Source organism: Bacillus sp. S71 (assembly GCF_016625265.1).
GTDB classification, from domain to species: domain Bacteria; phylum Bacillota; class Bacilli; order Bacillales; family Bacillaceae_G; genus Bacillus_A; species Bacillus_A cereus.
This window is the reverse complement of record NZ_JACVUW010000003.1, coordinates 251,441-271,307: the sequence shown is the minus strand read 5'-3', so window position 1 is coordinate 271,307 and position 19,867 is coordinate 251,441. Positions and strand designations below refer to the sequence as shown.

Below are 19,867 nucleotides of genomic sequence, written 5' to 3'. Positions count from 1 at the left end.
CTTTTCTTTTCTAAAAGGTTCTTTCACAATAGAAGCGAATAGTGTGAGAAAGGGGTGGTTATATGGAGGTAGTTATAAAGAAGAAACGAAAAAGGGGAAGAAGAATTTTTATTTGGGCTAGTAGTATCGTTCTCTTGTTAGTTATTTCCGCTGCGATTTTTTTGAATATATATACGCTGAAATCTATGCCAAAGATAGATGGAACGATAAAGCTAGAGGATTTACAACACGCTGTTACGGTGAAGCGGGATAGTAAAGGTGTCCCGCATATTAAATCGGAAAATGCACATGATTTATATTTTTCACAAGGATATGTACAAGCGCAAGATCGTTTGTTTCAAATGGATTTAAGTAGAAGACAAGCGTCTGGTATGTTAAGTGAAGTTGTTGGGGAAGCAGCTGTTGATCGAGATAAATTGTTTCGAACACTCGGTTTACGGCGAGCGGCAGAAGCTTCAGTTAGTCAATATGATGGAGAAGCAAAATATGCCCTGCAGTCATTTGCTGATGGGGTGAACGCTTTTATACGTGAGGCAAAAGTGGAAAAGAAATTGCCGGTTGAGTTTACTATATTAGGTTATCAGCCTTCTGAATGGTCAATCGTGGATTCTTTAACAATTGGAAAGTATATGGCGTTTGACTTAGGAGGACATTGGCACGGACAGGCGTTTCGATATTGGGCGCTGAAAAACCTTCCGAAAGAGCAAGCAAATGAGCTATTTCCTAAATATCCGAAAGATGCTCCTAGATTGCTAGCTGAACTGAAAAATACAAATGTGGACGTAGCGCAAAGTTTTTCAAAAACGATAATTCCCCCGGAGTTTAACGGTAGTAATAACTGGGTTGTGAGCGGTGAGAAGAGTGCGTCAGGTAAGCCGATTTTAGCAGATGACCCTCATTTATCCCTTGCGACACCTTCTATATGGTATCAAACGAGACTTGAAATGAAAGATTTAAATGTGAGTGGCGTTATTTTCGCTGGAGTACCAGGTGTTATATTAGGCCACAATGACAAAATAGCGTGGGGCGTTACGAATACGGGGCCTGATGTGCAAGATTTATATATTGAGAAGAGAAATCCTAATAATGAAAATGAATTTCTGTATAACGATAAATGGGAGAAAGCTACGGTAGTTGATGAATCGATTAAAGTAAAAGGCGGGAAGACAATTCCTTATAACGTTACGATTACGAGGCATGGGCCAGTAATTTCAGAGTTTGCGGATAAGGGGAAGGAGAAAACGAAAACCGTCTTCTCTTTAAAGTGGACTGCTTTAGAACCGTCAGCTGAGCTAAAAGCTGTATTAAATATGAACAAAGCAAAAGACTGGACGGAGTTTGAAACCGCTCTTCAAGATTTCCATACACCAACGCAAAACTTTGTGTTTGCATCAAACGATGGCACGATTGCTTATAAAGCGAATGGAAATATACCAGTGCGTAAAAAAGGCGATGGTAGCTTGCCTGTTCCAGGATGGACAGATGAATATGAATGGGAAGGATATATTCCATTTGATCAGCTGCCGAAAGTTATAAATCCGAAAGAAGGTTTTATTTCAACTGCGAATAATAAAATTGTTGATGATGATTATCCGTACCATATTAGCAATACGTGGGCACAGCCATATAGGCAAATGCGTATTCAAGAATTTTTGCAAGAGAAGGAAAAGTATACGGTGAAAGATTTAGAAGAGTTACAGATGGATCAAAAGAATTTATACGGGAAAGAGTTTACTCCTATATTTTTAAAAGAGTTAAATAAAGCATCTTTAAACGAGGTAGAGAAAGAAGGTGTAAACCAATTAACAAAGTGGAATTTTTACGATAGTAAAGATGAAGCGGCACCATTAATATTCCATTTATTAATGAAAGAGATTTCAAATACGTTATTTTCAAAAGAAATACCGAAAGATGTAATGGAGTTATTTAAAGGGAAGTCACAAGTTGTGGATGAATTAATCCGGAAACAAGTAGCAGGAGAAAATAGTGCATGGTTTTCTAAGTACGGAGGTTTCACAAAAGTTGTGCATACATCGTACGAGAATGTAATGAAGAAATTGCAGAAGGAATATGGACCCGATGTTGGGGCCTGGAAGTGGGGCGATTATCATCAACTCGCTTTTACACATCCAATTTCGAAATCATCTAGTATGTTAGCGTTACTCGCTTTTAATCGTGAGAAACCAGTTCCAATTGGCGGAAGTCAAGTTACCGTTCAAGCAGCGAGTTACGGCGATAACGGCATTGTAAATCACGGGGCTTCTTGGCGATTTGTTATTGATACGAAAGATATGTCAAACGGTTATCATATCGTAGGGCCAGGACAATCGGGACATTTTAGAAGCGATTGGTATCATGATCAAATAGATGATTGGGTAAGTGGAACGTATCATACGACTACATTGAATACGGAGGGAATAGAGGGGAAGGTGCTAAATTTAGAACCGAAGTGATAGGGTGTTTTTGTTTGTGGAGGGACTAGTAATAATCTTTTTGATAATGAAAGCTTATCATTTAGAACATAACCCAGTGCTTAAATAATTTTAACAGCCAGCCTACTATCATTTAATTTGATAGTAGGCTGTTTCCATCTTCGAAATACGCTGTAGCAACTTCTTCAGGATTACGATTATTTCCACATGCTGCAAGTGCTGTAACAAATAAAGCCATTACAACTATTAACATGATTATTTCAGTTTTGAGGGGAATTAGTTAACAAAGACCAGGTATTATTTGCAACAGAACGGTCCCTCTGTACCCCTTGTTTCGTCATTTTTCTAGGCCATCCAACTTGACAAATGTTTTTTTATCAAACTACAATGAAAATCATTATCAATAATATAGGAAGGATACTTTTGTCAATAAATGAAAAACAATATATTTATAGGTTAATAACCAGATCTTGTTAAGTGGTATGTACTATTTTTAGTTTAGCGTTGCCCAGAATGTACACCAATTAATCTCGCGAATTACAAGAAAACTATTATTGAAATGAGGCGTGCATTGTGAAGTTGGACGTGAATGAGTTAGCAGAGTATCTTGCCAATAATCCTTTCCGAGTAGAAGGAGTATATCGTTATGCTAAAAATCCAGGTGTGCCTTGTGCTGAGTCTACAGATTCTTTCCCAGGATTTGTATTTCCACTTACAGGGAAGACGCAATTTCAATTTAATGGTACGCCGTATATCCTTTCCCCAGGAAAAGTTATACATGGGGGTGCAAAAATGACATTAGCCCATAAAATGCTTGGTGAAATAAACTGGGAATATATTCTTGTTTTATATCAGATAAGCAATTCAGAACGAGAAGACTCTTGCTTTACTCATCAGCATTTTGAATTATTAACAGGACAATCTCCTCGTCTTGTCGAATTACTTATGCGTCTTTGGGATGTGTATAATCAGCGTGGAGGCATTTCGATGCTTCAGACCGAAATGCTGTTTCGCGAAGCGTTGAATGAAGCTTTATTAAGTGTTGTCAATAGAGAAAACAACTATGAGTCGCATACTTTATTCGAACGAATATCTAGTTACGTTCGTAAATACTATTATAAAGATATTACAATACATACGCTTACAGAACAAAATAATGTTAATCGAAATCGTCTTTCTTACGTGTTTAGAAAGCATGCAGGTATGGGGCCAGCAGAATATGTATTGAACTATCGTATAAAGATGGCTCAAAAAATGTTATGTACAAGTGATGTGCCTGTACAACAAATTGCGCAGGCTGTTGGAATCGCAGACCCTTTTTATTTTAGTAGAGTTTTCAAGAAGCGAGTTGGCATTTCGCCTACTAAATATCGCGAGAAGTTCATCAATAATCCATACTAATGTCAACAGGGGTCCATTCTTATTTGAAAATCACTGTTCTATACTTATGGAGAGTTAAAGGAAACATTGGATTGAAAGAACTTTTATTGAAATCACTCCTTTGTACTATCTGAATGAAAAGTTCTGGCCGGAGCATTTTCTTTTTAAGCGTAATGACGACTTTTTTTACTTAGATTATTGTAATATAGTGGAAGTTAAAAATGAGGAGGGATTATTATCCATTACCAACCTATTAAACTAAATGACGAGTTATCTAAAATTAACGATTATTGGTATCCACGAGTGATTGGTGAAATGAATGATGATCAAATTCAGCTTTTTAAAGCTAATGGAGATTTTATATGGCATGAGCATCCTAATACGGATAAGCTATTTATTGTGCTTGAAGGGGAGATGTTCATCGATTTCCGTGATGGACAGGTGAAAATTTCTAAGGGCGAGATGTTTATCGTCCCGAGAGGCGTTGAGCATAAACCTTTCACTGAAAAGGAATCCCACATCATGTTGGTAGAGCCTAAAAGGGAAATGGATTGATAATCGTAAAAAGATAAAAAAGGAGCGGAAATCCGTTCCTTTTTTATTTATCTTACTATTTTTAGGAGCTTAGTATGAGTAAGATGTGAATAAAGGATGAATAGCATTTTTATCAATAAAAATTTATTGGATTTTTTGTGGAATATATATGAAACGTTGTATAAAATAATCAAGAAAGCCAAAAATTATAGGGGGAAAGTTGTGAAGAAAAATAAGAGTTTAATAAGTTTTTTAGGAGTGTTTATTATGTTGTTTTCTTTTTGTTTTCAAGGAAATGTACAGGCAGATGTAAATACTGTTCAATCTGGAAAAATCAAATCAGGAAACGTAACAGTATGGGAAGTTGGAAATGTAGCGAAAGTATTAGCGGATGTGGAGCGCTTAAATTTAAATACAGTAAATGTACCGATTCAAGTGGATATCCCGAATGTGACTTCTACGAATATGGTAATTAATCAAGCGCAAAAGCAACAAGCTATTATTTTAATTCAAGAATTATTAAAGCGTAATATTCAAGTTATAGTGGAACCGTTCCCGTATATTCAGCAGGGGAATGTTGGAGAGACAGAATGGAACCCAAGTAACATTAATGATTTCTTCTGGAATTGGAAGACGGTTATTCTGCAAGATATTTTTAATTCCATTACAAGTAAATACAATGTGTATGGACTAAAGATTGCTTCTAATTTCGTGAATATGGAGTATGCAGAAGGATACTGGAGCGATACAATTGATTTTGTTCGTAATCAGTATAAAGGAAATGTTTTGTATCAAATGAACTGGTGGTTAACAGCAAGCTGGGACCCTTCTTATGAAGCGAAGTTTAAAGAGAAAATCAATCGCCCGTATTTAAAAAAGGTGGATATTGTTAGCATAGACAGTTGGTTTGAAGTTTCAGGAAAAAGAAATCCAACATATGAAGAAGCGAAGCAAAGTTTATTTGCGACAACAGTATATAATCGTGGGCAAAATGTTGTTCAGCAATTGGAACAATTACATAATGCAACAGGAAAGCCAGTTTACTTCGGTGGATTTAATGTTCCAGCACGTGAACTTGGATTACAAAATCCATGGAATCCAGATGTTTCAAATGTGTTTTCGAAGGATGTGCAATTAAATGGATGGCGTGCTTACCGCGATGTATTAGAACCGAAACCATATTTTAAAGGTTTTTCAATTTGGTTTATTGGCTCTAATGATAGTACACATGCGTATCAAATACATAGTAAAGAAGCAGAGGCAGTTATTAACGGGTGGTACAGAAAATAAATTTTATAAAATAGGTAAGTTTTAAAGTTTACTACATATATTTCTAGTGAAAGGCCTTTCACCATCTTATCACCTAGGGGGCAATCATAATGAAATTTTTGTCTTACCTTACAGTAATTTTGGTGATTCTTGGCGGTTTGAATTGGTTATTTGTAGCGTTAGATTACAATGTAGTTGAGAAATGGTTTGGTTCTATGCCGGCGCTTGTGGACACTATTTATTGGCTCTTTGGTCTTTCTGCTATTTATCAAATCTTTGATCGGTTCTTTACGAACGACTAGCTATTATTATTCTATTATTAGAGTGTTAAGTACGATTATGTACTTAACACTTTTTTATATGTCCATAAAAAAGTCTGCACTTGCAAGCGATTCCATCGCGTCTTGCGCCGTAATAATAGAAAACAAATTGACCGTATATTATATTTTAGGTTATAATTCAGAAAGTTTAAAAAATAATCAAATGAGAAATAGGGAGGTTATGAGGGTAATGGAGAGAGTCTATAATTTTTCAGCAGGACCATCAATACTCCCTTTGCCAGTTTTAGAGAAAGTGCAAAAGGAGCTTTTAAATTATAACGGGACAGGCATGTCTATTATGGAAATGAGTCATCGATCTTCTTATTTTCAAAGTATTATAGAGGAAGCAAGTAACTTACTTCGTGAATTAATGAGCATCCCTGATGAGTATGAAGTTTTATTTTTACAAGGCGGTGCGTCATTACAATTCTCTATGATACCACTGAACTTAATGAATACGTATAAAAAAGCTGGATACGTATTAACTGGCTCATGGTCTAAAAAGGCACTACAAGAAGCCGAAAAAGTTGGGGAAGTACAAGTGATTGCTTCTTCTGAAAAGGAGAATTTTACTACGATTCCTAAACTGGACGGTTTATTAAATGATGAAAAACTAGATTATGTACATATTACAACGAATAATACAATTGAGGGGACAAAATATGTGGACATTCCACATGTAGAAAGAGTGCCGCTCGTTGCGGATATGTCCTCAAATATTTTATCAGAGCGATATGATGTTTCGAAGTTTGGTCTTATATATGCGGGGGCGCAAAAGAATTTAGGACCTGCGGGCTTAACGATTGCTATTATAAAAAGAGATTTAATTGGGGGAGCAGATCGCTCTTGTCCGACAATGTTAAATTATGAAACTTACAGTAAAAATAACTCCTTATATAATACACCGCCATCCTTTAGTATTTACGTAACAAAACTTGTACTAGAGTGGTTGAAAGAGCAAGGCGGAGTATCTGCGATTGAAGAACAAAATAAAATGAAATCTTCACTTCTTTATAATTTCTTAGATGAATCAAAATTGTTTACTTCACCAGTTGATCCTACGTATCGATCACTTATGAACATTCCGTTTACAACACCGTCAGAAGAACTTAATAATGAGTTTTTACAAAAGGCGAAGGAACGCGGTTTCGTTACGCTAAAAGGGCATCGCTCAGTCGGCGGTATGCGTGCAAGTATTTACAATGCGATGCCAGTGGAAGGTGTAAAACAATTAGTAGATTATATGAAGGAATTTGAGCTTGAGAATAGATAGGGAGATGGGGATATGTTTCGTGTTCAAACGTTAAATCAAATTGCAGAAAAAGGTTTACAAGTTTTTACTGAAGAACGTTATGAAGTAGGGGATAAAATCAATCACCCAGATGGGATTTTACTTCGTAGCTACTCTTTACATCAAGAAGAGTTTTCAAAAGACTTAAAGGCGATTGCAAGAGCTGGCGCTGGTGTAAATAATATTCCTGTCGAGCGATGTACAGAAAAAGGAATTGTAGTATTTAACACGCCGGGGGCAAATGCAAACGCTGTAAAGGAACTCATTATTGCCAGTCTTATTATGTCTTCACGTAACATTATTAATGGTGTAAGTTGGACGAAAAACTTAGAGGGTGAAGAAGTACCACAGCTTGTTGAATCAGGAAAAAAACAATTTGTTGGATCAGAAATTGCAGGGAAACGTCTAGGTGTTATCGGACTTGGCGCAATTGGTGCTTTAGTTGCGAACGATGCGTTAGCATTAGGGATGGATGTTATCGGATATGATCCTTATATTTCAGTTGAAACAGCTTGGCGTCTTTCTACACATGTGCAAAGAGCATTTAGCCTTGATGAAATTTTTGCAACGTGTGATTATATTACACTGCATATTCCTCTTACGAATCAAACGAAGGGGATTATTGGGGAACACGCTGTAGAGAAGATGAAAAGAGGGATGCGTCTATTTAATTTCTCTAGAGGAGAACTTGTAGATGAAAAGGTTCTTCAAAAAGCATTAGAAGAAGATATTATTACACATTACGTAACGGACTTCCCGAATGAAAATGTAATAAAGATGAAAAATGTAACAGCGACGCCTCACCTTGGTGCATCTACGTCTGAATCAGAAGAAAATTGTGCAGTAATGGCAGCACGTCAATTACGTGAATATTTAGAGACAGGAAATATTCGTAATTCAGTAAACTATCCAAACGTCGAGCTTCCGTATATCGGAAAGAAACGTATTACAATTATGCATCAAAACGTTCCAAACATGGTAGGACAAATTACAGGATGTTTAGCAGAACATCATATAAATATTGCTGATATGATTAATCGTAGTAAACATTCTTGGGCATACACAATGATTGATATCGATAACGGAATTGATGATATAATAAAAGAGAATATTGTAGAAAATATAAGCAAAATTACAGGTGTTGTAGCCGTTCGAATGATTGTGTAAAGGAGAGAGGAATGTGGCAAAAATACGACCGTTTCGGGCCATTCGTCCAGTAGAGGAAAAAGCAGCACAAGTGGCAGCTTTACCGTATGACGTATTAAATAGTGAAGAGGCAAGGGAAGTTGTAAAAGGGAATCCATATTCTTTCTTGCATGTTGATAAAGCAGAAATTGATTTAGATCCTGAACTGTCACCGTATGATGATCGCGTGTATGAAAAAGCGGGCGACAATTTAAAGCAATTTATACGAGAAGAAGTGTTCATACAAGATGAAGAGCCAGCGCTATATATTTATGAACTGACGATGCAAGGAAGAACGCAGTCAGGCCTTGTCGTTTGTACATCTATTGATGAGTATGAAGATGATACAATTAAAAAACATGAAAGAACACGTCATGAAAAAGAGCTAGATCGTATTCGCCACGTAGATGTGTGTGACGCAAATACAGGTCCGATTTTTTTAACGTACCGTACAAAAGATGAAGTAAAGCATTTAATTAGGAGCTGGAAAGAAGAACATACGCCAATTTATACATTTACAGCAGAAGACGGTGTTAAGCATGTTGCGTGGAAGATTGCAGATGAAGATGTAATTACGACTTTAGTAAACGCATTTGAAGATATTCCTAATCTTTATATTGCAGATGGGCATCACCGTTCTGCATCAGCTGCAAAAGTAGGACTTATGCGAAGAGAACAATATCCAAATTACACAGGAGAAGAGGAATTTAATTTCTTCTTATCGGTTCTATTCCCTCATGATGAATTATCGATTTGGGACTATAACCGAGTTGTGAAAGATTTAAATGGCTTATCAGAGGAACAGTTTTTAAATCAAATTACGCAGTACTTTTATGTAGAAGGAGCACCTGTTTCTCTGTATAAACCAAATGAGCCAAAAACATTTGGTATGTATGTAAATGAGAAGTGGTATAAGCTCACAGTGAAAGAGGAAACGTTTGATGCGAATGATCTTGTTAGAGGTTTAGATGTATCTATTCTGCAAGACCATTTATTAAGCCAAGTGCTTGAAATACATGATCCGCGATCTGATTCACGCATCGACTTTGTCGGAGGAATCCGTGGATTAAAAGAACTAGAACGTCTTGTAAATAGCGGTGAATATAAAGTGGCGTTTTCACTATATCCGACATCAATGGAAGCTTTATTAGCAATCGCAGATGCCGGTGAAGTCATGCCGCCAAAATCAACGTGGTTTGAACCGAAACTTCGCAGCGGGTTGTTTGTTCATTCTTTAAAATAAATAGACTTCTTTAGTTAGAAAAACCGAAATGATTTTTAGTTTCGGTTTTTCTTATTTTACAAGTGTTTTTGAGGAGGGGTATGGATGAAATTGCAAGTAGGCGAAAAAATCACCTTTGAACGAACTTTTACGAAAGAGGATGTTGCGTTATTTACAGAAGTATCAAAAGATGAAGGCGTTCATCATGTTACACCAGATGAGCAGGGAAGATTTGTTGTACAAGGGCTGTTAACATCAACATTGCCTACAAAAATTGGCGGTGATTATAACGTACTAGCTCGCAAAATGGATTTTGAATTTTTACGTCCTGTTTTTAGCGGCGATACGATTCGTTGTGACGTAACTATTGAACAATTTGAGCCTGATGAAAAAAATCGTACAAAAATTATTGCGACGTTTATATGTAGGAATCAACTTGAAAAGGAAGTTATGAAGGGGAGTTTTTCGGGGATTATTCTTTAATTAGTAAGAAAAGAAATGAATAGGTGGGGGCATGATGTCTCTAGGGCGTAGATTTTTAATTCCCCCATGAAGAAAATTTTATGCATTGCTGAATACTGATAATATACTCTGTTCATTTTTAACTTGAATAAACTCGTCAACAAAAAGGACATTCCTAGTATTACAAGAAATGTCCTTTCCACTAAATTATAAGGTATTTTGCTGAAATTCAAACTCTAAAATTAGTTTACTAGTTTGACCTGTAAACTGATAATTATAGGATCCTCTCAGGTTTTCTAAGTTACCGGTAGCTTTAATAATTGTTCCTGGGGAATCTAAATTTCCTTTATCAAATATTCCTTGCTCTAGAGCTGTAAATGTCCCTTGTTGCCCCTTATAAATCCCTTCAAAGTGTAAAAATCCAGAAATTTTAGCAGTAGCTAAGTGACCATCATTTATATTTGAGTCTAAATAATATAATAAGTATTCAACAAAAGCCTTTCCTTTTAATTCCCCATCAATATCATATTCGACATGAGCAATATTAATAGGGAAATCTTTTTTATTATCATCGATTGGTTTTTCATCCCACTTACTTACTGTAAATGTTACTTCCATACACGTAATCTCCCTCCAATTATATACTTTTAAAAAGTACCAATTCACAGACATATCTCATAGGAGTGTTTTTATTCATTCCACGCCACTTTCCAAAATAGAGAAAGATCCATTTTCACAATTAATTTCTGCCATTGCACCGTAAGGTAAAATAAACTTCGGTTCAGTATGGCCAAAATTTAAATTATAAAGAATCGGCAAATCTTCTAAGTTATGTTCCTTCATAACCTGTAATATTTCCTGTTTATATTCTTCATAGTATTGTTCATCTTTCGGTTTACCAAAAATGATTCCTTTTGCTTTTTGCAGAATACCTTGTGCTGCATAATTTCGTAACCAATATTTTATATAACTTGGTTCTGGATGATCTTCAGAAGTTTCAAAGAAGAGAATACTATTCTCCCAATGTTTTTTCTCAGGCCAAAGTTCCGTTCCTTTTGCAAATTCCAATACTTCAATACAACCACCAATTAAGCGCCCCTGTACAGTGGTAGAGCCTTGAAGTAGCTCATATCCATTGTTTTGCTGCATCGTACGTCTTGTATCCTTATTTATTTCAATCCATTCTAAATGCTCACTTGTCCATTCATGAGCTGGTTGAATCTCGCCAATCGTTTCATTTGAAAAGAGGGTACGATTTACCATTTCAATTGTGTATGGATCCATCTCTACATTTTCGGCAAAATCGGTCAAAATTGCTGGACCGTATAAAGAGGAAAGGCCTGCTTTATGACAAAATAAATGTGAAATAGTAACGTCAGAGTACCCCATAAAAATTTTCGGGTTTTCGCGTATCACATTAAAATCTATATAGGGAAGTAACCGGATGCTATCTTCACCGCCAATATTCGCGATAATTGCTTTCACGCGTGTATCTTTAAATGCTGTCATTATATCTTCCGCACGATCCTCTGGATTGTTATAAAGGTATTCGCTACCTTTTAAGCTATTTGGCATTGGGATAACCGTAAGACTAAAAACTTCTTCTAATCTTTTTACTCCTTGTTCATATCGCCATCTTATTTCAGAATCACCTGCACCGCCCCATGAAGGACTTACTGTTGCTACGATATCTCCTGCTTGTAACCTCTTTGGTTTTATTAACATGTTAACCCCGCTCCTACATAATGTAATAGACTACGATTATACAAACTGTATCATTGAAAAAATATGATGCATGACATTAGTTTCTTCATCGTCAATTCGTTTACCTGCTGGGATTTAAGAATTCAATCTTAGTGTTGAATTGTATTTGAAAATTACAGTATGCAACATTGTATGAGAAAGAAAGTTGCTATTTTCTGCAATCTGTAACTGTAATGATTATAAGTTGATCGTATTCAATCCGAAAAATAAAATCATCATGAATGGAGAGGTTACAGCTTTTCCTGAACAAGAAAGCTAGCGCCTTTAGGCATGGGAGAGGTAAGGGAAGTTGGATACGGAGTGTCACTAAAAATCGCAACGTTCGTGGTACTTTAAGTGTCCGAAGTATAGATAATTTCTTCGTTTTTTTGTTGGGATTTTTAGGGGATTATTCTTTGAGTAGTAGATAGAGAGGTGAAAAAATACACCTAATTAATAGGTGTATTTTTTAGACTTGAAAACCACATATGTATTGAAGATTTCTCTGGGGTACAGCGTATCATTACAGAAATCATGCGTATACATAATAGGTGCTATATTGAATGGTTTCCGAATAAATATGGAAATTGAAAACTAAATAAATCTCAATATTGGTAACTTAAATACCTGTACTATGTTAAGAATTAGTAGGAGCACCGCCAGTATTGCCATGAGATTCAACTTTCGGAGCAGGGAAATGTGCATACCCTTCTTGTTTAGGAGCTCCACCAGTGTCACCGATGTTTAATGCAGGAGCGCCGCCAGTGTGGCCCTCAGAAAAAGAAGGAGCTGGTGGAGACGGGAAGTGAGTATGTCCAGCTTGATTTGTGAAACCTGCGTTTAAACCAAATGCAGCAATACCCGTAAATGCAATACCTACAGCGATTTTACCAATTGTTTTTTTCATTTCTTTAACCCTCTTTCATTTGATTTTTTTGCTACTGTACTATTAAAGAAGTATAAACTTGCTTTCTCATGTTGTTGTTTGTTATAAAACGCAAGAGCTAGTTTTTCAAGATACTCAGAAACATAGATATATAAAGATTCTTTATTGAAGTATTCAATTCCTTCTAAAACAATCGGTTCAATTTTGTCTAATTCAGTTTGATTTGTGAAAGCTTCTAATATAGCAAAGTGATGTTTGTGCTCTTCATTACCAAGTTCAGCAATAAGTTGTTTCCCTATTTTAATGTAGTGGTTTGCTTTGTCTATAAGTCCTAATTTTTCATGTTCTTGAGCAAGTAAGAATATAGCTTTGTAGTGAGAGGGGATCTTTTCAACAACTTGTGTCAAGTGACGAATTGCCTCTTCAGAAAGATTCTGGCTAGCATATAGATGACCTAGATTACCGCGTACATACAGTTGTAATGATTCTTCATTTAATTTTTGGAGAATATCTAACGCTTTGTTATAGCTTTCTTCAGCTTGTTCAAAGTGTCCTACGTCTACATAAGAAGCACCAAGTACACTTAAACAGGATGAAATATTTCTTTCACATCCGTGTTGCGATTCGAAAATTTCTAATGCTTTAGAAGCATTTACAATGGCAAAACTTGGTTGTTGTTGGTGACAATGATAAGCAGCGTATCGGTAATAGAAATCAGCTTGTTCAATTTGACTGTGTCCAGATAAAAGTGCATGTGCTTTTAAGAAATATTCTTCTGCTTCTTGATAATGATTAATTGCTGCAAAATAAATCGCTTTATAATAATGATATAGATAAGATAGGTGTTTATCTTCTGGTTTTTCTTGGTCTTCTATGATTTGAAAACTATCTTTCGAGATTGATAGTCCATCTGTCAGAGCTGTATGTCGGAACTGCAGTAATGCGTAATATAACTGATAAAGTGGAATCGTTTCTGTTTCTTTCAAAAGTATTTCTTCATGTTCTTTTTTAGCTTCTTGAAACTGAATTTGTGCTTCCTTAACGTTTTGCGTTAAGATTGCATGGTACCAAGCTTCTAAATGTTTTGTTGTATATGTATGTCCCTTCAATGAAATGTTCATATTAGCCCCCTTGTATATTTTTTTATATAATTGTAACTATAATGGTAACACAATTAAAAGTAATTATATGGAATTTATTTTTGATAAAAAATATTCAGAATTATATAAGTCGGTAAAACCTGTCAGTCCATGTGTTTTTATGAAGAAAAGGACACAATTGACTATAGAATCTTAATAAAATGATGCCACATGTACAATGCTAAAATAAAAGTTGAGAAAGTATGCATGAGGTGTGAATAGGGTAAGAAGGTAAAAATCCTAGCTACAATAGCTAGGATTTTTGTGTTAAATAGTCTCACCGTGAGCTTCTTGTTTAGGAGCAGGGAAATGTTCGTGCCCTTCAAGCTTCGGAGCAGGAGTATCGCCATGTCCTTCAAGTTTAGGAGCAGGAGTATCGCCATGAGCATCTAATTTTGGAGCAGGAAAATCACCATGTCCTTCAAGCTTCGGAGCAGGAGTATCGCCATGCCCCTCAAGTTTAGGAGCAGGAGTATCGCCATGTCCTTCAAGCTTCGGAGCAGGAGTATCAGCATGGCTCTCAAGTTTAGGAGTCGGCGTATCACCAACATTTAAAGCAGGAGCGCCAGTATTACCATGCGCTTCTAACGTAGGAGCAAAGAAGTCAGCGTGACTCTCTTGTTTAGGAGCCATTCCTTCTCCATGAGTATTCGTGTAGGCAGGGGAACCCCCACCATCGCCTTTATTATAAGCAGGAGCCCATGAATCTCCATGTGAATCTAATTTCGAGCTTAAATCAGCATGTGTCTCTTGTTTCGGAGTCCAAGTATCCCCTTTATTATATGATGAAATAGGGGGTCTTCCATGATCATAAGCAGGAGCGCCACCGTAGTCACCATGATTTTCTAATTTCGGAGCAAAAGTTTCACCGTGCTCAGCTTTTACAACGCCTCCATCCCCAATATTTACACCAAAAAGACCAAGGCTAAACACTGATAACCCTACAACAGCTGTACTAATTTTTCTTTTCAATCTATCTCTCTCCTTTTTATTGTTTTATTTCATTTTGTCTAAACGTGGTAGATAAAATGAAACGAATCGTAAAAAATTCCAAATATATTACGATATACGAATAATTCTGTGTAATATTTTGTAAAACCTCCTTGAAATTTGAATTTTATGAAAAAAAATTCGACATGGTTCATTATTCAACTAGTTGAATAAATTTTGATTGAGTTTTTATAAAGCTATTCGTTAACCTTAGGACCGAAAGTGGTTCTTAATTTCTTTATACCGTGGTCATAAGGTTATTTTAGCTTTGAATTAAATTAAAGCCCACTTGCTGTATATTTAAAAATTACAGTATGCAACATTGCATAAGAAAGGGGGTTGCTATTTTTTATAACCTGTAACTATAATGATTACAGGTTGGTCGATACCAATCAAAAAAATAAAATCATCATGAATGGAGATGTTACATATGGGTATGAAAAAAATAATTTTAGCAGGTGCTTTAGGGATCGCAGCATTATCAGGAACAAATGTACCAGGATTAGAACTAACAAAAGCGAGTGCAGCTTCTATTGAATCGAATTTCTCAACGTTAGAAGGACGAGTAGTAGAAGTAGATAACGGTGTGATTGTTGTAAAATCTAAGCAATATGAGGAACCTGTTAGTGTGTATATTGATTCACTTTCAAACGTGAAAGTAGGAGATGAAGTAAAAGCTACTGGATCTATGATGCGTAATTTTACAGAATATATGGTTGCAACTGCAGTTGAAAATACAACAAACAAGTTAGGTATGCACATGAAAGAAGATGGCTCACCTAATTATGTAATTGGAGAAGTATCAAAAGTAGGAACGATGGAAGATGAGGGAGACGGTGCTACTAAATATGTTGTAGTTGAGTATCCATCGCTAAATGGGAAGAAAGATATTATTGATGTTTTCTTAACAAAGGGACAAGTATTTAATGTGGGTGAGAAAGTGAAAATTGATATGAAGTATGTGGGCTGGGGGGGTATTTCTATTAATTGGAACACAGTTGATCATATTGAAAAAGTTCATGAAGCAAAGACGAACGCTGAAAATAATGATGATGTATGGATTTGGTCTTAATAAGGCGAGTATAAGTCGTTATTTGCAATTTTCTCCAAACAATACATGTAAAAACTAAATGTATCATGCAGTACCCATCAAATTATTATGTGTATAACAATTTGATGGGTACTTTTTGTTTTGTGTTTTTTGAGAATAACGGATTTCCAATAAGAATATGATGTTAACACTAGAGCGAAGGTGAAAAAATACAAGATTGAAAGAGGTGTTTAAGGGTGGAACAAGATGAGGTTTATTTACGAGCTAAAAAAAGGGTAGAGAATTTAAAAGCTTTTTACATTCATTTAACGGTTTATATACTAGTGAACTTAATGCTTTTTATTATAAATATAAGTTCTGATTCAAGTAAATTATGGTTTTTATATCCACTTGCAGGCTGGGGTTAGGTATCGTTATACACGGTTTGACAACTTTTCCAGTTGGGATATTTGGGAAAGAGTGGGAAGAACGAAAGATTAAAGAATATATGGAGAAAGATAAGTGAATTTATTTCTGAAACGTATGAATATAAAATCCCATATGAATTTCTATGATCACACGCTTGATGCGAAGTCTATTCTATAGCTTCGCTTATTTGCTTTGTATTTGAAGTTTGTGCGAGTGAGAGTGTTTATATTCATTTTTTAGGCTGAATTGCATGTGAAATCAAAACTTTAGTTGTAGTACATAATAAATACAGTTATTTTACTTTCTTAATTACAAGTGGATATAGGATAAAGTTGACTTATCATCCTATATTAAAATAAAAATAAACCACTGTTCGATTTGAATATTCCACGATATAATGGTGAGAGTTTATGACAGAATAAATATTTACATAAGAAGTGAGGTACTGTATGAAAAAAAGAACGACAGACATTATTTTTATTATTATCGGTGCATTTCTTTTTGCGTTAGGTGTCAATTTATTTGTTATCCCGAACGAGTTTGGTGAGGGTGGAGTAACAGGTATCACGATTATTACGTACTATTTATTTGAATGGTCACCGGGTTTAGTTAACTTAATTTTAAATGCGATTTTGTTAATAGCCGGTTATAAATTTTTAAATAAGATTACAACAATTTATACAATCATTGCTGTAGTTACAAACTCACTATTTCTTCATTTGACAGAAGGTTGGACGATCGCTTCGGATGAAATGCTCGTAAATGCCATTTTCGGAGGAATATTTATTGGATGCGGGATTGGTCTAATCATTCGTGTTGGCGGAACAACTGCAGGTACTACCATCTTAGCAAGGATGACACATAAATATTTAGGATGGAGCATTAGCTACGGTCTACTGTTCTTCGATTTAATCGTTGCGTTTTCATCGTATTTCATCATTGGTGCAGAAAAACTGATGATAACAATTATTATGTTATATGTAGCAACGAAAGTGATGGAGTTTGTAATTGAAGGTTTAAATCCGAAGAAAGCCATTACGATTATTTCTGATAATCCCAATGAAATTGCCGGGAAGGTAACTACCTTAATGGGCAGAGGGGTTACTGTGTACTCAGGTCATGGCTATTACACGAAAACTCCGAAGGAAATTCTTTATGTTGTTATTAATAAGCAAGAAGTAGTGAAGCTAAAGCGGATTGTTCAAACTACGGATCCGGCGGCGTTCATCGCTATACACGATGTTCGTGATGTGTTCGGAGAAGGATTTGTTGATATTTCGAAGGCTTAAAAATTGTTTTTGATTAAAATAATCTTAATACTAAAACGTGAGAATCTATTTTGAATAATCTTTTTTCAAAATAGATTCTTTTTCTTTTTCTTGCAAAAAATCTAATTGTTTCTTAATGTAGTGATGTAGAAGGATGAACGAGAGAGGGTTTAATGAAGATGATACATATTTTATTAGCTGATGACGATAAACATATTAGAGAGTTGTTGCATTATCATTTACAAAAAGAGGGATTTCAAGTTTTTGAGGCGGAAGATGGAAAGGTAGCGCAAGACGTATTAGAGAAGGAAAATATTCATCTTGCGATTGTAGACATTATGATGCCATTTGTTGATGGCTATACGTTATGTGAAGAAATACGGAAGTATCATGATATTCCTGTTATTTTATTAACTGCGAAAGACCAGTTAGTGGATAAAGAAAAAGGCTTCATTTCTGGTACAGACGATTATATTGTGAAACCATTTGAACCAGCTGAAGTGATTTTCCGTATGAAAGCTTTATTACGTCGTTATCAAATGCTGAGTGCAGATATTATTACGTTGCACGGAACGACAATTGATCGAAAAGGTGTGGAAGTAAAGTGTAACGGTCAAACAATTTTGCTTCCTTTAAAGGAATTTGAGCTATTATCACAACTTGCTAGTTATCCTGGAAGAACATTTTCAAGAGAAGAATTAATTGAATTAGTATGGGGAATGGATTTTGAAGGAGATGAACGAACAGTTGATGTTCATGTGAAGCGACTACGAGATCGTTTCTCAAAACGAACGGATGATTTTCAAATTACGACAGTGCGCGGCCTCGGGTATAAGTTGGAGTTGAAATAAGATGAAATCACTATATTCTAGATTTGTATTTATGACGGTCGGCATTATGCTACTTAGTAGTATTATCGGCTTTTTATTAACGAACGTATATTATCAAGTGAAGTTAAAACCGTATAACAGTGAAAAGATTTTAAAGTATGCTGAAGAAGTTAAATCGTTATATGAAAAGCAAAGTGAAGAAAATCAAGAGGCGTACTTACATTCTATCGCAAAGTTAGGGTATGAAATTTATATTGTCGATGATCAAAAGAATGGAAAGCGTATTGGCAATGCGTTTCGTAAGACGTCTATTAGCGATGCTACTGTTCATAAAGTATTGCAAGGAGAAACGTTTAATGGTGTTTCCACCTATCCAACTCGTCTCTTTATTACAGGGTTTTTCGATAATGAATTAATAAATAGTGTTGGTGTACCGGTAAAGCACGGTGATAAACAGTACGCTTTATTTATTCGTCCTGACATTCAGAACCAATTTGGTGAGATGCGAATTTTCTTAGCGGTATTACTTGGGTTTATCGTACTATTAAGCATTATCTTTATAGCGATTGCAGCAGGTTATATCGTTCGCCCAATCCGTAAATTTACGAAGGCTACGCAAAAAATTGCGAGTGGGGAATATGAAATTGAATTAGATGTAAAACGAAAAGATGAAATAGGAACGTTATCTACAAGCTTCCAAAAGATGACGAAAAGTATAAAAGAACTAGATGAAATGAGACAAGAATTCGTTTCGAACGTTTCACATGAATTTCAGTCGCCGCTTTCTTCTATACAAGGTTTTTCAAAGACGTTGCAAACAGAAAAGATGAGTGAGGAAGAAAGAAATCATTACTTACAAATTATTGAAGGCGAAAGTAAGCGAATGTCTAGTTTATGTAAACAGTTACTTACGCTCGCTTCATTAGATAAGGAGGAAAAGGTTTTACAAATAAAAGACTTTTCCTTACAAAAACAAATTAAAGACGTCATTTTTATGCTTGAATGGAAATGGCGGGAAAAAGATATCGCCGTTGAATTTGATGTGCCGGACATTACAATTCAAGGTGATGAAAACTTACTTCATCAAGTATGGAGTAACATTTTCACGAATAGCATTAAGTTTTCAAACGATGGTGGAACGATTGAGTTTTTCGTGGAAGAGTTAGAGTCTAGCGTTATAATTTCTATATCAGACAACGGAATCGGTATGGAAAAAGAAGAAATGGATCGTATTTTTGACCGTTTTTACAAAGTAGATACAGCAAGGGCAAGAAACGTAGAAGGTAGCGGTTTAGGATTATCAATCGTGCAGAAGATTGTTGAACTGCATAAAGGGACCGTTTCGGTATATAGCACGAAAGGGGAAGGGACGACTGTTCGGGTGGAGCTTCCTAAATAGATAGAAGAGGCTGTTTGGGAACAGCCTCTTCTTTTTTTGTCGCTAGTATACGTGTAAA

At 35.6% G+C, this 19,867-nt stretch carries 18 protein-coding genes and 1 pseudogene; 14 read left to right on the top strand and 5 right to left on the bottom strand.

Going from position 1 to position 19,867, the window contains the following annotated elements; translation table 11 throughout:
• Positions 1-62: 62 nt before the first annotated feature.
• From IBT51_RS08280 to IBT51_RS08240, 9 genes are all read left to right on the top strand, one after another.
• A complete protein-coding gene (locus IBT51_RS08280) occupies positions 63-2,453 on the top strand; it encodes a penicillin acylase family protein (protein WP_069355930.1) in 2,391 nt (796 codons plus the stop codon).
• A gap of 552 nt (positions 2,454-3,005) precedes the next feature.
• On the top strand, positions 3,006-3,833 hold the full coding sequence (locus IBT51_RS08275) for a helix-turn-helix transcriptional regulator (RefSeq protein ID WP_078400996.1): 828 nt from the start codon (positions 3,006-3,008) through the stop codon (positions 3,831-3,833).
• 294 nt (positions 3,834-4,127) lie between these two features.
• Positions 4,128-4,367 (top strand): cupin domain-containing protein, encoded by a 240-nt coding sequence (locus IBT51_RS08270; RefSeq protein WP_000997182.1) that lies wholly within the window; start codon positions 4,128-4,130, stop codon positions 4,365-4,367.
• A 201-nt stretch (positions 4,368-4,568) separates the two neighbouring features.
• Positions 4,569-5,636, top strand: coding sequence for a glycoside hydrolase family 113 (locus IBT51_RS08265; protein WP_053563990.1), 1,068 nt, complete (start codon positions 4,569-4,571; stop codon positions 5,634-5,636).
• Positions 5,637-5,725: 89 nt separating this feature from the next.
• Positions 5,726-5,917: a DUF378 domain-containing protein gene (locus tag IBT51_RS08260; protein ID WP_000670801.1), complete on the top strand. Its 192-nt coding sequence runs from the start codon at positions 5,726-5,728 to the stop codon at positions 5,915-5,917.
• 208 nt (positions 5,918-6,125) lie between these two features.
• Positions 6,126-7,208, top strand: coding sequence for a 3-phosphoserine/phosphohydroxythreonine transaminase (serC, locus tag IBT51_RS08255; protein WP_078400999.1), 1,083 nt, complete (start codon positions 6,126-6,128; stop codon positions 7,206-7,208).
• A gap of 12 nt (positions 7,209-7,220) precedes the next feature.
• Positions 7,221-8,393: a 3-phosphoglycerate dehydrogenase family protein gene (locus tag IBT51_RS08250; protein ID WP_000490222.1), complete on the top strand. Its 1,173-nt coding sequence runs from the start codon at positions 7,221-7,223 to the stop codon at positions 8,391-8,393.
• A 13-nt stretch (positions 8,394-8,406) separates the two neighbouring features.
• Positions 8,407-9,654, top strand: a complete 1,248-nt coding sequence (locus IBT51_RS08245; protein WP_200458157.1) for a DUF1015 family protein — start codon at positions 8,407-8,409, stop codon at positions 9,652-9,654.
• Between the two features lie 84 nt (positions 9,655-9,738).
• On the top strand, positions 9,739-10,116 hold the full coding sequence (locus IBT51_RS08240; protein WP_000776360.1) for a MaoC family dehydratase: 378 nt from the start codon (positions 9,739-9,741) through the stop codon (positions 10,114-10,116).
• 186 nt (positions 10,117-10,302) lie between these two features.
• On the opposite strand, the gene IBT51_RS08235 is transcribed toward IBT51_RS08240, so the two are convergent.
• The 5 genes from IBT51_RS08235 to IBT51_RS08215 all read right to left on the bottom strand — a co-directional run bounded on the left by IBT51_RS08235 (position 10,303) and on the right by IBT51_RS08215 (position 14,835).
• Complete coding sequence (locus IBT51_RS08235; RefSeq protein WP_000454093.1) at positions 10,303-10,713, bottom strand: DUF3224 domain-containing protein; 411 nt, start codon at positions 10,711-10,713, stop codon at positions 10,303-10,305.
• 75 nt (positions 10,714-10,788) lie between these two features.
• Complete coding sequence (locus tag IBT51_RS08230) at positions 10,789-11,820, bottom strand: S66 family peptidase (RefSeq protein ID WP_200458158.1); 1,032 nt, start codon at positions 11,818-11,820, stop codon at positions 10,789-10,791.
• Between the two features lie 655 nt (positions 11,821-12,475).
• The gene (locus tag IBT51_RS08225) at positions 12,476-12,745 is read right to left on the bottom strand and encodes a hypothetical protein (protein ID WP_088024506.1); all 270 of its coding nucleotides are present in this window, start codon (positions 12,743-12,745) and stop codon (positions 12,476-12,478) included.
• The gene (locus IBT51_RS08220) at positions 12,742-13,845 is read right to left on the bottom strand and encodes a tetratricopeptide repeat protein (RefSeq protein ID WP_001027120.1); all 1,104 of its coding nucleotides are present in this window, start codon (positions 13,843-13,845) and stop codon (positions 12,742-12,744) included. Before IBT51_RS08220 ends, IBT51_RS08225 begins: the two co-directional genes overlap by 4 nt.
• A gap of 285 nt (positions 13,846-14,130) precedes the next feature.
• A complete protein-coding gene (locus IBT51_RS08215) occupies positions 14,131-14,835 on the bottom strand; it encodes a hypothetical protein (RefSeq protein WP_088024511.1) in 705 nt (234 codons plus the stop codon).
• Positions 14,836-15,283: 448 nt separating this feature from the next.
• Between IBT51_RS08215 and IBT51_RS08210 the strand changes: the two genes are divergently transcribed.
• The 5 genes and pseudogenes from IBT51_RS08210 to IBT51_RS08190 all read left to right on the top strand — a co-directional run bounded on the left by IBT51_RS08210 (position 15,284) and on the right by IBT51_RS08190 (position 19,809).
• Positions 15,284-15,925 carry a F0F1 ATP synthase subunit alpha gene (locus IBT51_RS08210; RefSeq protein ID WP_000525484.1) on the top strand — a complete coding sequence of 214 codons (642 nt, stop codon included), beginning with the start codon at positions 15,284-15,286 and terminating at the stop codon, positions 15,923-15,925.
• A gap of 215 nt (positions 15,926-16,140) precedes the next feature.
• A pseudogene (locus IBT51_RS08205) lies at positions 16,141-16,409 on the top strand (2TM domain-containing protein).
• Between the two features lie 352 nt (positions 16,410-16,761).
• On the top strand, positions 16,762-17,601 hold the full coding sequence (locus IBT51_RS08200) for a YitT family protein (RefSeq protein ID WP_000747488.1): 840 nt from the start codon (positions 16,762-16,764) through the stop codon (positions 17,599-17,601).
• A 152-nt stretch (positions 17,602-17,753) separates the two neighbouring features.
• Complete coding sequence (locus tag IBT51_RS08195) at positions 17,754-18,431, top strand: response regulator transcription factor (protein ID WP_000781973.1); 678 nt, start codon at positions 17,754-17,756, stop codon at positions 18,429-18,431.
• Between the two features lies 1 nt (position 18,432).
• Positions 18,433-19,809, top strand: coding sequence for a sensor histidine kinase (locus tag IBT51_RS08190; RefSeq protein WP_016124863.1), 1,377 nt, complete (start codon positions 18,433-18,435; stop codon positions 19,807-19,809).
• The last annotated feature ends 58 nt before the right edge of the window (positions 19,810-19,867 follow it).